This is a genomic window from Pseudomonas sp. CFII64 (genome assembly GCF_000416235.1).
GTDB lineage: Bacteria > Pseudomonadota > Gammaproteobacteria > Pseudomonadales > Pseudomonadaceae > Aquipseudomonas.
Genome location: NZ_ATLO01000035.1, coordinates 85,680 through 98,080 on the forward strand (window position 1 = coordinate 85,680; position 12,401 = coordinate 98,080).

The window sequence follows — 12,401 nt, forward strand, 5'->3', positions numbered from 1 at the left end:
CCTGTTGGCGAGGCTTGGCGTAGGACCGGCTTTAGCCGGGAGGGCAGTTGATGCTCTCGCGACTAAAGTCGCTCCTACGGTCGCTCGTCGATTCGCGGGCAAGCCTCGCTCCAACGGCGGTTAGAGCCTCGGCACCAACCGCAGCGTCCCTTGCGTATGCCCCGCAATATCCCCTTCATTCAAATACTGCTGCACATAGCCGCCGTCGATGTAGGTCTGCGCCTGATCTGAATAATGCTTGTCAAACGGCACGCCGCTTTGCCCGACCGGGTTGATTCCCACGCTGTGTGCCGGGTCGGCGAAGTCGATGATGCGCCGCGTGGATGGGCCGTAGGTCACGGGCCATGGCGCCGGGCCGATGCGCGCGGACAAGTTATTGGGCACCTCATGCGTGCCGGGAGCGGCAAATGGCCCGACATTGAGCAATTGCCCCAATAGCGGCTGCGAGCCCAGCGGATGGGCATGGGTCAGGGTATGCGCCTTGCCCCACAGCCATTCATCCGGGTTGAGGCCATAAGTGGATTTCAGGTGCGAAACGCTGGCGTGCCAGGCGACTTTCACGGTATTGGCGCGGCTTTCCGGCGCTGGGGAATTGCGATTGTTCCACCATGGCGAACTGGCGTCAGCAGCGACGCGAGGCAACGCGGCATCGATGACTCGCGTCGACAGCAAGGTTTCGAACAGGCCATCGCCCAGTTCGTCGTGAAAGATTTCTTCGGTGAGATCAAACAAGAATTGGTTGAACAGCGTCGCGCCGACCGAATCCAGCGAATAGTCGCCTTTCCAGCTGGCCAACCGCTCCACCAGGGCCTTTTCTTCGGGATCGCTGATGATGCTGCGCAATACCGGAATCAGTGGCGTGAGCATGCGCGAGGCGTACTCGGTCTGCGTGCCCAGTTGCAGCTGCTTGCTGCTGTCCACATTCCACTTCACCGCCGAATCGCTCAGTTGCCGATTGAGCTGCTGACCACGGTCGGCGAGATTGTAGTAACCGGGGATCGACATACCTGTGGGCGAAGTCGGCTGGAAGTTGGCGGACACGATGTAGCCGCGCGCCGGGTTCTCTTCCTGCGGGTTGGCGCTGAACGGGTAAAAGCCCAGCTTGTCGGCCTGTTCGGTGCTGCCATCCAGAATGTAGTTGGGGTTCACGCCCTCCGGGCGCATCGGCAATTGCGCCGCCGCCCACCAGCCGATATTACCCTTCGCGTTGGCCCAGACGATGTTCAGCCCCGGCGACTGGATCTTCTCGGCAGCAGCGCGCATTTTTTCCAGGGTGTCGGCGCGATTGGCTTCATAAAAGCCTTCCAGAATCGGGTTCTCCGATTCAAGGAAAGACCACCACATGGCAATCGGCGTCTTGCCCGCCGTCGCACCCAGCACGTCATTGACGATAGGCCCGTGGGGCGAGCTGCGCAGGGTGATGGTCAGCGGCTGTTCGCCCTTGACCGCAATCTGCTGCTGGCTGCTGGTCATCTGCACCCATTGGCCGTGGTACCAGACTTGATTGGGGTTGTCGGGATTGGTCTTTTCGGCGATCAAATCCAGGTCGTCGTTCTGGAGCATGGTCAGGCTCCAGCCGAAATCCATGTTGTTGCCCAGCGATGCAAACGGGTTGAGCGCCTGATGATGGCCATACAACTCAAAGCCTGGCGCGGAGAGCTGCGCCTCGTACCACACCGCAGGTGCAGAAAAGCGAATATGCGGATCGCCCGCCAGCAGCGGCTTGCCGCTTTGGGTGCGACTGCCGGAAACCGCCCAGGCGTTGCTGCCTTCGAATTGCGGCAGACCGGCTTGTTCCAGCGCCTGATTGCTGAGGAAGGCCAGTTGGTTGAGGGACTTCCAGTCGCTGTCGGCAAGCGCCGGCACCTGACCGAGCGCGCCTTGGGGCCGCCAGTCGAGGTCGAAGGCTTTCAGATAATCCGCGCCGAGCTGATCGCGCACGTAAGTCAGCAGAGGTTCGGTACGAAACGCCGCCGCAAAGCTGTAGGCCATATAACCGCCGACGCTCAACGTGTCCTCAGCCGTGAACGGGCGCTTGGCAATGCCGAGCAAGTCGAACTCCAGCGGTCTGGCGTGGCCGTCCTGATACTGATTGATGCCGTCCAGATAGGCTTGCAGGGCTTTCCAGGCGGGCGTGTTCTGGTCGTGGCGCGCGACATATTCATCGGCATGCTCGCGGATGCGCAGGCTGCGAAACAACTTGTCGGTGTCCAGCAGTTTCGGCCCCAGCACTTCGGCCAGCTCGCCCCGCGCCAGACGGCGCATCATTTCCATCTGGAACAGCCGGTCCTGGGCATGCACATAACCGAGGGCGCGATACAGGTCGGCCTCGTTTTCGGCGCGGATATGCGGCACGCCGCGCTCGTCATAGCGCACGCTGACCGGTGCTTGCAGATGCGCCAGCGTGATTTCGCCGTCACGCACCGGCTGCTTGAGATGGATGAACCAGGCACCGCCGCCTGCAACGAGGGCAATGATCAACACAAGGATAGTCAGGCTGCGTTTCATCCAGCTTCTCTATAAGGGGCAGGCACACAGGGCGCAATTGAAACACATCTCTCACAGGACCGGCTCGTAGGTCCTACGGCGTGCTGCATTCAAAGCAACCACGGGCAATAACACCCCACCGCCATGGTGTGCGTGGCATCCACCGGGCGACCGGCGCTCAGGGCTTGCAGGATCGGCTCGATGAAGCTGTTGCTGGAATTGCAGGTCAGCCCTTCACTGTACGGCCCGAAATACGCGAGCTTGCCGTCTCGATCCCAGATCGCAACTGCCGGGCTGGCGGTGATTTGTTCGGCACCGGGCAAAGTGCTCAACGGCTTGATGGCGCTCAGGGTTGCCGGCAACTGGCCGTGGCTGCCGGGTTTCTGCACCGAATAGAAATCCACGCCGCTGCTGTCAACAAAATCGCCGCCGAAACGCTCGATCAGCTCCCCAAGATGCTGCTGGTTGCCGACATTGCACGGGCACGCCGGGTCCCAGAAGTGCACCAGCCGGATGCGCCCAGGTCCTGCCAGCTCGGCCGGCAGGCGCAGTGCATCGCCGGCGAACAGCGCAGTTTGGTCGCTGAACGGGCGCAAATACCGTCCCTGAAACCAGTCGTACGCCGCCCACAGACCGGCTACGCAAACCAGCGCGAGCAGCCAGCTGAACAACGTATTGCGGCGGATGAGTTTCATGTCAGACGCTTCTGTTTAAGGTGGCGTAGCTTGCCACGCCAAGGGATACAGATGAATATCGGTGCAGCGCATTTCGCCATGTTGTTTGTTCTGGAATCTTCATGACCGCCACGTTCGACCCCAATTCCCTACGCGCCAGCCTGCAGCCGTTGAGCGCGATGCAGCCGCTTTCTGTCGAGGGGCTCGCCTACCAGCGCTTCTACAGCCTTGCCGGACTGGGCCCGAATGGCCTGACGCGCAGCTGGCTGGGGCGCATGGACGTCGCGGGTTATGAAATCGTCGCTCAGGTCTGGCTTCCCGAGCAGCCGGTGGCGACGATGTTCCTGCTGCACGGCTTTTATGATCACATGGGCCTGTTCAAGCATGTGATCGAGTGGGCGCTGGGCCTGAACTTCGCGGTGATCGCCTGCGATCTGCCGGGCCATGGTCTGTCCGGCGGCCCGCGCGCCAGCATCAATGATTTCGCGGAATATCAACGGGTGTTGCAGCGCTTGTTCGCCGAAGCCTCAACCTTGCAGTTGCCCCAGCCCTGGCATTTATTGGGACAGAGTACCGGCGGCGCGATTGTGATCGATCACGTGCTCAATCAGGGCGAGAAGAGCCCGGCCCAAGGCCAGGTGATTCTCCTCGCGCCGCTGGTTCGCCCGCGCGCCTGGGGCTGGTCGAAGCTCAGTTATTACCTGCTCAAACCCTTCGTCAAAGGCATCGCCCGGCGTTTCAGCGAAAACTCCAATGCCCCGGCGTTCCTGCCATTCCTGATGGCTGACCCGCTGCAAGCCCGACGCCTGCCCACCGCCTGGGTCGGCGCGCTGGCGCGCTGGATCAAACACATCGAATCAGCGCCACGCAGCACCCGCAGCCCGATCATCATCCAGGGCGAAGCGGACATGACCGTTGACTGGAGTCACAACCTCGACGTGCTCAACGAAAAATTCAACCACCCGCAAATCCTCATGCTCAGCGAAGCCCGCCATCATCTGGCCAATGAGCTGCCGGAGTTAAGGGCGCGGTATTTTGCTTGCATAGAGCAGAAGATGGCTCTGGCGGCTGCAAACGGTTAGGCTTACTGACCCGGCGCCAGGCTCGAAGCGCTTTGCCCGACTGCCAGACCCGCGCGGATCGCGGCCAGTGCGGCCTGGTAATAGGCTTTGCCTTCGGGGGATTCGGCGAAGTTGGAGAATTCTTCCAGTTCCGGGTCGGACAGGTCGCGGTAGACGTACAGCAGGGTGTTGTTCATGTCGGCGGCGATTTGCTTCATCAGGCGTTCGCGTTGACCGTCGAGCATGCCTTGACCGGAAGCGCCGCCCATCAAGCCGGGAATCATCTGGCTCAGGCTGTCCGCCGCGACACCGGCAATCGCCAGACTGATCTCGGCACCTGCTTCCTTGGCGGGCAACGCCTGCGCCAGATGACCGATCAACAGTTGGCGGGTGGCGTCGGCTTCGATATGCGGCAGGCCCTGGGCGTTTTTCGCCAACTGGTCGGCGCGGGTTGCGGTCAGCTCGGCGTTGACGATTTTCATGCCCAGCGGCGATTGAAAGAATTGCAGGGCCGGGCTGGGATCGCGCAGGGTTTCGCGCAAGCGCTTCTCGGCGCGCTGATCCATGGCCTGTGGGGCGAAACGCTGATTGCTGTTATCGACCAGCGCCTGATAGACCGCGGGTGGCAGGCTATTGCGATAGCGTTGTTGGGCGGCTTTGAGGGCATCGTTGAAATGCGCGCGTTGTTCTGGCCAACCGGCGACCTTGTATAACTGGTCATAGCTGTCTGCCCAGGCGGGCAACGTGCAGAACATCAACAGCAAAACAAACAAACGGCGCATAGGGACTCCTGTCGGCAGGTCGCTATTCTCCGGGTGCTGGCGGGGATTTGTCGAGTTATGACTGCCCTTGCCGCGTGAAAATTAGTTGAGTTAACAATCCCGGCATCGTCGGTACTGTTGGATTTGCGGGCATATGGATACTATGCGCGATGCGAATCGCCCCTGATCACCCACTGCTGCTACGAATCGTTGACGACCTGGCTGCTCACGGCTGGTCGCAGCAGAATATTTTCCTGCCTGAAACATTGACCCGCGAGCTGGCGGGCGAGTGCCGCAAGCGCGCCGCCGAAGGTGAACTGGCTCCGGCTGGCGTGGGGCGCGGACCCTTCCAGGAAGTGCGCGAAGGTATCCGGGGCGATCATATCCAGTGGCTCGAAGCCGGGCAGGTCGAGGTCTGCGACCGCTATCTGGAACTGATGGACAGCCTGCGTCTGGCGCTCAATCGTGGCTTGTTTCTCGGCCTTGAAGACTATGAAAGCCATTTCGCGCTGTACCCGCCTGGCGCGTTCTATCGCAAGCACGTCGACCGCTTTCGTGATGATGACCGGCGCATGGTTTCAGCGGTGCTTTATCTGAATCAGGCCTGGTTGCCCGAACATGGCGGCCAGTTGCGCATGTATCTCAAAAATGAGCCGCAAGAAGAACTCCAATACGACGTGCAGCCCACCGGCGGTTGTCTGGTGGTGTTCCTGTCCGGTGAGATCCCTCACGAAGTCCTGCCTGCGAGCCGCGAGCGACTGTCGTTGACCGGATGGTTCCGCCGTCGGGGCAACGAGCCATTCTGACCGGCCCGAAGACGAATGGCGTGGCTTTGCCTTGGTCATACCGGCTGATCGGGCTAGAATGCTCGCCCCTAAAAATGATGGCTGCACTCGCGCATGCACATTCAGTTGAACGGCGAACCCCTTGAACTGCCGGATGGCGAAACCGTCCTGGCATTGCTGACCCGCCTTGATCTTGCCGGGCGTCGCGTCGCAGTCGAGCTGAACCTGGATATCGTGCCGCGCAGCCAGCATGTGTCCACCGTCTTGAGCGACGGCGATCAGGTCGAAGTGGTCCACGCCATTGGCGGCGGCTAGTCCCCGGCACGCAGTGATTTCAATCTGCTAGAAACCTTTCCAAGAGGATTTCCCATGAGCAACGTTCGCAGCGACAAGCCGTTCACCCTGGCCGGTCGGACTTTCGAGTCGCGCCTGCTGGTCGGCACCGGCAAATACGTCGATATGGAACAAACCCGTCTGGCTATCGAAGCTTCGGGTGCCGAGATCGTCACGGTCGCGGTGCGCCGGACCAATCTGGGCCAGAATCCGGGCGAGCCGAACCTGCTGGATATCCTGCCGCCGGACCGCTACACCATCCTGCCGAACACTGCTGGCTGCTTCGACGCCATCGAGGCCGTGCGCACCTGTCGCCTGGCCCGTGAGCTGCTCGATGGCAAGAATCTGGTCAAGCTCGAAGTGCTGGCCGACCAGAAGACCCTGTTCCCCAATGTGATCGAAACCCTCAAGGCCGCCGAAGTGCTGGTCAAGGAAGGCTTCGACGTGATGGTTTACACCAGCGATGACCCGATCATTGCCCGGCAACTGGCGGAAATCGGCTGCATCGCGATCATGCCGCTGGCTGGCCTGATCGGCAGCGGTCTGGGGATCTGCAATCCGTACAACCTGCAGATCATTCTTGAAGAAACCAAAGTGCCGGTGCTGGTCGATGCCGGTGTCGGCACCGCATCCGACGCCACCATCGCCATGGAACTCGGCTGCGAAGCGGTGCTGATGAACTCGGCCATCGCCCACGCGCAGGACCCGATCCTGATGGGCGCCGCCATGAAACACGCCGTCATTGCTGGCCGGATGGCCTACCTTGCCGGGCGCATGCCGAAAAAACTCTATGCCAGCGCATCCTCGCCGCTGGACGGGTTGATCCGGTAGGACTCCTACCGTAGGACCGGCTTTAGCCGGGAGGACGTCTTTCTGATCAAGGAATTCGTCGGATGTATAGGCCCTCTCCCGGCTAAAGCCAGTCCTACGGTCATATAGATAATGTGTCGTTTGATATAGAGCTCGTTGATGACTGATTCGCACGTTCCACCCGAGTCGCCTGTTGCAGAAGAAGGCGCAGAACGCCAACACCGGCGCATCAAGAGTTTCGTGATGCGCGCCGGGCGCATGACTGAAGGCCAGCAACGTGGCCTGGATCAAGGTCGCCCGCTGTTCGTGCTGCCGCTGACCGACGCGCCTGTGGATTACGATCAGGTGTTTGGCCGCTCTGCGCCGCGCACCCTGGAAATCGGCTTCGGCATGGGCCATTCCCTGCTGGAGATGGCGGCGGCTGCGCCGGATCAGGATTTCATCGGCGTCGAAGTGCACAATCCAGGCGTCGGCGCGCTGCTCAACGGCGTGCTGACTCAAGGCTTGACCAACGTGCGGGTCTACGATTGCGACGCGATCGAAGTGCTCAACCGGTGTATCGCCGATAACAGTCTCGACCGCCTGATGCTGTTTTTCCCTGATCCATGGCACAAGAGCCGGCACCACAAGCGCCGTATCGTGCAGCCTGAATTCGCCGAACTGGTGCGCAGCAAACTCAAGGTCGGCGGCGTGCTGCACATGGCCACCGATTGGGAACCCTATGCCGAGTTCATGCTGGAAGTGATGAACGTCGCGCCGGGTTATCGCAACCTGGCTGAAGACGGCAAATGCGTCCCACGCCCGACCGAGCGCCCGATCACCAAGTTCGAACGCCGTGGCGAACGTCTGGGGCATGGGGTTTGGGATTTGAAGTTCGAGAAACTGAATTAAGGCCTGTCGCCTGAACTGTAGGGCCGGCTTCAGCCGGGAGGGCGTCATTTCGGATAATGAAATGCCGTGGCTGTGCTGGCCTCCTCCCGGCTGAAGCCGGTCCTGCGGGAGCGATAATTCTTGCTTCACTTCCTGTCCGCAACCACCCCGATCAACACCAGCACCACCACCAGCACCGGCGCCAGGCTGTAGTTGTTGAACTGGCTCAGCCCGCGAATCACCCACGGCGTGGCGTAGATCAGCGCGGCGCCGCTGCCGAGGGTGACCAGCAACGCCATGAGCGGGATGCGCAATGCACCTGCGAAGCTGCTGATGCGTTGTTCGACCCAGCCCTTGAAGTCCGCGCCAAACAGCACCAGCAAACAGCCCACCAGCGCCAACGCGATTTCCGAAAGGTTGCTGCGGCTCCAGCGGGAGGCAGTGGCGAGCAGGTCGAAGATGAAATCCATGCAGGGTCCTTAGATCAGAATTCAGATCAGAAAATATTGCAGCAAGTCATTGAGAAACAGCTGGCCCTGGGGCGTGGCGACCAGCCGTGTCGGATCCGGCAGCAGCAGGCCGCGTTGTTCGGCTTGCTGACGGGCACTGGCCAGCGAATCGAGGCTTAGACCCGTGCGCTGGCGAAATAACGCAGCGTCCACACCATTTGTCAGGCGCAGGGCATTCATCAGGAATTCGAACGGCAGCTCTTCGACGCTGAGCAGCTTTTCCCCAGCCTTGAATGGCTTGGCCGGGTTGAGGTAATCCTTGGGCAGGCGGGTTTTCCAGGTCCGCACGATGCGCCCGTCCGGATGGCTGAGCTTGCCGTGGGCGCCCGCGCCAATGCCGATGAAATCGCCAAAACTCCAGTAATTGAGGTTATGCCGCGCCGGTCGGCCGGGTTGGGCGTAGGCCGAGACTTCGTACTGCGCGTAACCGTTTTCAGCGAGCAGCAGCTGTCCGGCTTCCTGGATGTCCCAAAGAATGTCGTCTTCGGGCAGCACGGGCGGCTGGTTCCAGAATACGGTGTTCGGCTCCAGCGTCAGTTGATACCAGGACAAATGCGTCGGCCCCAGATCGATGGCTTGTTGCAGGTCGCCCAAGGCATCGCTTTGCGACTGATCCGGCAGGCCGTGCATCAGGTCCATATTGAAGTTATCGAAACCGGCCTGACGCGCCATGTCGGCGGCGCGAATCGCTTCGTCGCCGTTATGAATCCGGCCCAGCGCCTTGAGCTTGGCTTCCTGGAAACTCTGGATGCCAATGGACAGTCGATTGATGCCCAACCCGCGATAGGCGCTGAACTTGACCTGCTCGAAGGTGCCCGGATTGGCTTCCAGGGTGATTTCGATGTCGCTGGCAAAGCGAATGCGCTGTTCGACGCCTTTGAGCAAGCGGCCCAGCGCGTCGGCGCTGAACAGGCTCGGCGTGCCGCCGCCGAAGAAAATCGAGCTCAGTTCCCGGCCGTGCACATGGGGCAGGTCCAGATCCAGATCGGCCAGCAGCGCGTCGATGTATTCAGCTTCCGGCAGCACCGGGCTGGCGGTGTGGGAATTGAAGTCGCAGTACGGGCATTTGCGCACGCACCACGGAATATGGATATACAGCGACAACGGCGGCAGTTGCGGCAGCGCTGCTCGCGGGCCGCTCGAGGAAAAACCAGTTTCACCGAGAAACAGCGGCTGTGTGGCTGAATCGTGGGTCATTTCAAACTCAAGCGCTGGCGCAGAATCGCCATGGCGCGAGCGCGATGGCTGAGCTGGTTTTTCTCGGCGGGGCTCAACTCAGCACTGGAGCAATTGCGCTCCGGCACCCAGAACAACGGATCGTAACCAAAGCCGTGCGCGCCGCTCGCAGCGGTCAGAATGCGCCCGTGCCACAGGCCTTCGCAGAGAATCGGCAGCGGATCATCAGCGTGACGCACCAAAGCCAGCACGCAGACGAACTGCGCGCCGCGTTGCTCTTCGGGCACGTCCTTGAGCACGTCCAGCAACTTGGCGTTGTTCGCCGCGTCGCCCAGACCATCGGCATAACGCGCCGAATAAATCCCCGGCGCGCCGCCCAGATAATCCACCGCCAGCCCCGAGTCGTCCGCCAGCGCAGGCATTCCGGAGATGCGCGCAGCGTTACGCGCCTTGAGGATCGCGTTCTCGACAAACGACAGGCCGGTTTCGTCCGGCTCGATCTGGCTGAACTCGCCAATCGAGCGCAATTGCACGCTGTCGCCGAGCATGGCCTGGAGTTCTTTGAGTTTGCCGGCGTTGTGGCTGGCCAATACGAGCTGCGGGAAAGTCATTAGTCGCCTGAGTAGATTTCTTGATTGAAGCTGAACGAATGTGCGTCCTCGCTACCGGCCTTCACGTTGACCGTGAAGGTGTAGATCGCTGACGCATTCGGATCAACAGCGAATTGCGCGATGTAGTAGACCGCGCCCTTGTCGTTGATCTGCTTGAACGTGAGGGTTTTTTCCCGGCCGGTCAGGTCTTTCACGTTGCCGGTGACGTTGGCGGGAATGGTCTTGCCGGCCTTGACCGCCGCGATGTTCAGCACGCCCTGGTTCTTGCTGCGAATCAGGCCGGTGGCTTCGGCGATGGCCGGTTGCAGAACGCTGGAAGCGAACGCGTTGTAGTGCACGGTCAGCTCACCGAATTGTTCTTTGCGCTCGGGCTTGGCGTTGTCGGCAGCCATCAGCGGCAATGCCAGGCACAAGGTGCATAAAAAGACAGCTAGGCGGCGCATGATTATTCTCCTGTCATGAAGTGACTCAAATCGCAATCTGGTGCTCTTGCAGGCCCGGACTGCTGACCCGATAGATGCCGATCTCACCTAACAGGTTAGGCCATAGCTTACTGGCCCAACCGTGTCGATGCTGTTGATCTACCGCAAGCCGATCAATGACCCGCGCATGGCGGCCCCGGCACAGGTCTTCGAAGTCTTCGAAAGTGCAGAAGTGGATGTTCGGCGTGTTGTACCAGGTGTAAGGCAGGAAGTCGGACACCGGCATGCGGCCCTTGGTCGCCAGATACCAGCGGCAGCGCCAGTGACCGAAGTTGGGAAAGGTGATGATGCACTGGCGGCCGACACGAAGCATTTCGTCGAGGATCTTGTCCGGGTAGCTCACCGCTTGCAGCGCCTGGGTCATGACCACCACGTCAAAACTGTTGCTGGCAAAGTTGCCCAGCCCTTTGTCCAGGTCCTGCTCGATGACATTGACGCCCTTGCCCACGCAGCGGGCGATGTTATCGGCGTCGTTTTCCAGGCCGTAGCCGGTAACTTGCTTGTTGTCGCGCAGCCAGGCCAGCAGTTCGCCGTCGCCGCAGCCGAGGTCGAGCACCCGGCTGCCCGCAGGGATCCATTCTTGGATGATTTCCAGGTCAGCTCTCATGGCTTCCTCACAGTGCAATGCGGTTCATGTAGCTGGAGAAAGCCTGCAAGTAACGCGGGATCGGGATCAGGAAAGCGTCGTGGCCCTGAGGCGCGTCGATTTCCAGGTAGCAGACGTTCTTCTTCGCCGCCATCAGCGCATCCACCAGTTCCCGGGAGCGGGCCGGGGAAAAACGCCAATCGGTGGTGAAGGAAATCACGCAGAACTCGGCGGTGACGTTGGCCAGCGTTGCCGCCAGGTTGTCGTTGAATGCACCGGCCGGGTCGAAGTAGTCCAGCGCCTTGGTCATCAGCAGGTAAGTGTTGGCGTCGAAACGCCCGGAGAACTCTTCACCCTGATAACGCAGATAGCTTTCGACCTGGAACTCGACGCTGTGAAAGTCGTAGTTGAGCTTTTCGCTCTTGAGGCCACGACCGAATTTCTCGCCCATGGAATCGTCGGACAGGTACGTGATGTGGCCGACCATGCGCGCCAGCATCAGGCCGCGTTTGGGGATCACGCCGAATTCCTGGAAGTCGCCGCCATGGAATTCCGGGTCGGACAGGATCGCCTGCCGCGCCACTTCGTTGAAGGCGATGTTCTGCGCCGACAGCTTGGGTGCCGAAGCGATAGCCAGGCAGTGGCGCACGCGATTGGGGTAGGTCATGGTCCATTGCAGCGCCTGCATGCCGCCCAGACTGCCGCCAACCACTGCGGCCCATTGCTCGATGCCCAGCAAGTCAGCCAGACGCGCCTGACTGTGAACCCAGTCCTCGACGGTCAAAACCGGGAAATTCGCGCCGAACGGCTTGCCGGTTTCCGGATCGATGCTGCTCGGGCCGGTTGAGCCGTTGCAGCCGCCCAGATTGTTCAGGCTGACCACGAAGAAGCGACGGGTGTCGATGGGCTTGCCGGGACCGATGCAGCTATCCCACCAGCCGGGCTTGCGCTCGTCGACGCTATTGAAACCCGCCGCGTGGTGATGGCCGGACAAGGCGTGGCACACCAGCACGGCATTGCTGCGCGCGGCATTGAGTTCGCCATAGGTTTCGTAAATCAGGTCGTAGGCAGGCAAGGAACGACCACAGTCCAGGGCCAGAGGCTCGCTGAAATGCGCCAGTTGCGGCGTGACTAGACCGACAGAATCTTCGGGAAAGACCGTGGACATCGACCCTGCTCTCGCTTAAATGAGGCGTAAGTCTAAAGACCGACGGGGGGAGGGGCAACCAAGGAATAATTCGGGCATCGGCGGCTCA

The 12,401-nt window shown here is 60.9% G+C and carries 14 protein-coding genes; 5 read left to right on the forward strand and 9 right to left on the reverse strand.

The annotated features are described in order from the left end of the window. Positions 1-120 precede the first annotated feature (120 nt). Positions 121-2,508 (reverse strand): penicillin acylase family protein, encoded by a 2,388-nt coding sequence (locus CFII64_RS15670; protein ID WP_020291778.1) that lies wholly within the window; start codon positions 2,506-2,508, stop codon positions 121-123. Between the two features lie 89 nt (positions 2,509-2,597). Continuing rightward, entirely contained in the window at positions 2,598-3,182 is a 585-nt protein-coding gene (locus CFII64_RS15675; RefSeq protein ID WP_020291779.1) for a DUF6436 domain-containing protein, read from the reverse strand. A gap of 101 nt (positions 3,183-3,283) precedes the next feature. On the opposite strand from CFII64_RS15675, the gene CFII64_RS15680 reads away from it, so the two are divergent. Continuing rightward, the gene (locus CFII64_RS15680) at positions 3,284-4,243 is read left to right on the forward strand and encodes an alpha/beta hydrolase (protein WP_020291780.1); all 960 of its coding nucleotides are present in this window, start codon (positions 3,284-3,286) and stop codon (positions 4,241-4,243) included. A gap of 2 nt (positions 4,244-4,245) precedes the next feature. Here CFII64_RS15680 and CFII64_RS15685 read toward each other — a convergent pair whose 3' ends face one another. Continuing rightward, positions 4,246-5,004 carry a DUF2059 domain-containing protein gene (locus CFII64_RS15685; protein WP_020291781.1) on the reverse strand — a complete coding sequence of 253 codons (759 nt, stop codon included), beginning with the start codon at positions 5,002-5,004 and terminating at the stop codon, positions 4,246-4,248. Between the two features lie 149 nt (positions 5,005-5,153). On the opposite strand from CFII64_RS15685, the gene CFII64_RS15690 reads away from it, so the two are divergent. From CFII64_RS15690 to trmB, 4 genes are all read left to right on the forward strand, one after another. Beyond that, positions 5,154-5,789 carry a 2OG-Fe(II) oxygenase gene (locus CFII64_RS15690; RefSeq protein WP_020291782.1) on the forward strand — a complete coding sequence of 212 codons (636 nt, stop codon included), beginning with the start codon at positions 5,154-5,156 and terminating at the stop codon, positions 5,787-5,789. 93 nt (positions 5,790-5,882) lie between these two features. Beyond that, a complete protein-coding gene (gene thiS, locus CFII64_RS15695; RefSeq protein WP_020291783.1) occupies positions 5,883-6,083 on the forward strand; it encodes a sulfur carrier protein ThiS in 201 nt (66 codons plus the stop codon). Between the two features lie 54 nt (positions 6,084-6,137). Next, complete coding sequence (locus CFII64_RS15700) at positions 6,138-6,932, forward strand: thiazole synthase (protein ID WP_020291784.1); 795 nt, start codon at positions 6,138-6,140, stop codon at positions 6,930-6,932. 222 nt (positions 6,933-7,154) lie between these two features. After that, positions 7,155-7,802 (forward strand): tRNA (guanosine(46)-N7)-methyltransferase TrmB, encoded by a 648-nt coding sequence (trmB, locus tag CFII64_RS15705; protein ID WP_218187608.1) that lies wholly within the window; start codon positions 7,155-7,157, stop codon positions 7,800-7,802. Between the two features lie 125 nt (positions 7,803-7,927). Here the strand turns inward: trmB and CFII64_RS15710 are convergent, their stop codons facing one another. The 6 genes from CFII64_RS15710 to CFII64_RS15735 are packed head-to-tail and all read right to left on the reverse strand — an operon-like array spanning position 7,928 to position 12,313. Beyond that, complete coding sequence (locus CFII64_RS15710; RefSeq protein ID WP_020291786.1) at positions 7,928-8,251, reverse strand: DUF3392 family protein; 324 nt, start codon at positions 8,249-8,251, stop codon at positions 7,928-7,930. Positions 8,252-8,272: 21 nt separating this feature from the next. After that, the gene (hemW, locus tag CFII64_RS15715; RefSeq protein WP_020291787.1) at positions 8,273-9,487 is read right to left on the reverse strand and encodes a radical SAM family heme chaperone HemW; all 1,215 of its coding nucleotides are present in this window, start codon (positions 9,485-9,487) and stop codon (positions 8,273-8,275) included. Then, positions 9,484-10,077, reverse strand: coding sequence for an RdgB/HAM1 family non-canonical purine NTP pyrophosphatase (rdgB, locus tag CFII64_RS15720; protein ID WP_020291788.1), 594 nt, complete (start codon positions 10,075-10,077; stop codon positions 9,484-9,486). Before rdgB ends, hemW begins: the two co-directional genes overlap by 4 nt. Further along, entirely contained in the window at positions 10,077-10,520 is a 444-nt protein-coding gene (locus CFII64_RS15725; RefSeq protein WP_020291789.1) for a DUF4426 domain-containing protein, read from the reverse strand. Before CFII64_RS15725 ends, rdgB begins: the two co-directional genes overlap by 1 nt. Positions 10,521-10,545: 25 nt before the next feature. Next, complete coding sequence (gene metW / locus CFII64_RS15730) at positions 10,546-11,166, reverse strand: methionine biosynthesis protein MetW (RefSeq protein ID WP_020291790.1); 621 nt, start codon at positions 11,164-11,166, stop codon at positions 10,546-10,548. Positions 11,167-11,173: 7 nt separating this feature from the next. Continuing rightward, entirely contained in the window at positions 11,174-12,313 is a 1,140-nt protein-coding gene (locus CFII64_RS15735; RefSeq protein ID WP_020291791.1) for a homoserine O-acetyltransferase, read from the reverse strand. Between the last annotated feature and the right edge of the window lie 88 nt (positions 12,314-12,401).

Excerpts from the sequence above, each read along its gene's own strand:
- CFII64_RS15670 (WP_020291778.1), bottom strand. The coding sequence starts at position 2,508 with ATGAAACGCAGCCTGACTATCCTTGTGTTGATCATTGCCCTCGTTGCA.
- CFII64_RS15675 (WP_020291779.1), bottom strand. The coding sequence starts at position 3,182 with ATGAAACTCATCCGCCGCAATACGTTGTTCAGCTGGCTGCTCGCGCTG.
- CFII64_RS15680 (WP_020291780.1), top strand. The coding sequence starts at position 3,284 with ATGACCGCCACGTTCGACCCCAATTCCCTACGCGCCAGCCTGCAGCCG.
- CFII64_RS15685 (WP_020291781.1), bottom strand. The coding sequence starts at position 5,004 with ATGCGCCGTTTGTTTGTTTTGCTGTTGATGTTCTGCACGTTGCCCGCC.
- CFII64_RS15690 (WP_020291782.1), top strand. The coding sequence starts at position 5,154 with ATGCGAATCGCCCCTGATCACCCACTGCTGCTACGAATCGTTGACGAC.
- thiS (WP_020291783.1), top strand. The coding sequence starts at position 5,883 with ATGCACATTCAGTTGAACGGCGAACCCCTTGAACTGCCGGATGGCGAA.
- CFII64_RS15700 (WP_020291784.1), top strand. The coding sequence starts at position 6,138 with ATGAGCAACGTTCGCAGCGACAAGCCGTTCACCCTGGCCGGTCGGACT.
- trmB (WP_218187608.1), top strand. The coding sequence starts at position 7,155 with ATGCGCGCCGGGCGCATGACTGAAGGCCAGCAACGTGGCCTGGATCAA.
- CFII64_RS15710 (WP_020291786.1), bottom strand. The coding sequence starts at position 8,251 with ATGGATTTCATCTTCGACCTGCTCGCCACTGCCTCCCGCTGGAGCCGC.
- hemW (WP_020291787.1), bottom strand. The coding sequence starts at position 9,487 with ATGACCCACGATTCAGCCACACAGCCGCTGTTTCTCGGTGAAACTGGT.
- rdgB (WP_020291788.1), bottom strand. The coding sequence starts at position 10,077 with ATGACTTTCCCGCAGCTCGTATTGGCCAGCCACAACGCCGGCAAACTC.
- CFII64_RS15725 (WP_020291789.1), bottom strand. The coding sequence starts at position 10,520 with ATGCGCCGCCTAGCTGTCTTTTTATGCACCTTGTGCCTGGCATTGCCG.
- metW (WP_020291790.1), bottom strand. The coding sequence starts at position 11,166 with ATGAGAGCTGACCTGGAAATCATCCAAGAATGGATCCCTGCGGGCAGC.
- CFII64_RS15735 (WP_020291791.1), bottom strand. The coding sequence starts at position 12,313 with ATGTCCACGGTCTTTCCCGAAGATTCTGTCGGTCTAGTCACGCCGCAA.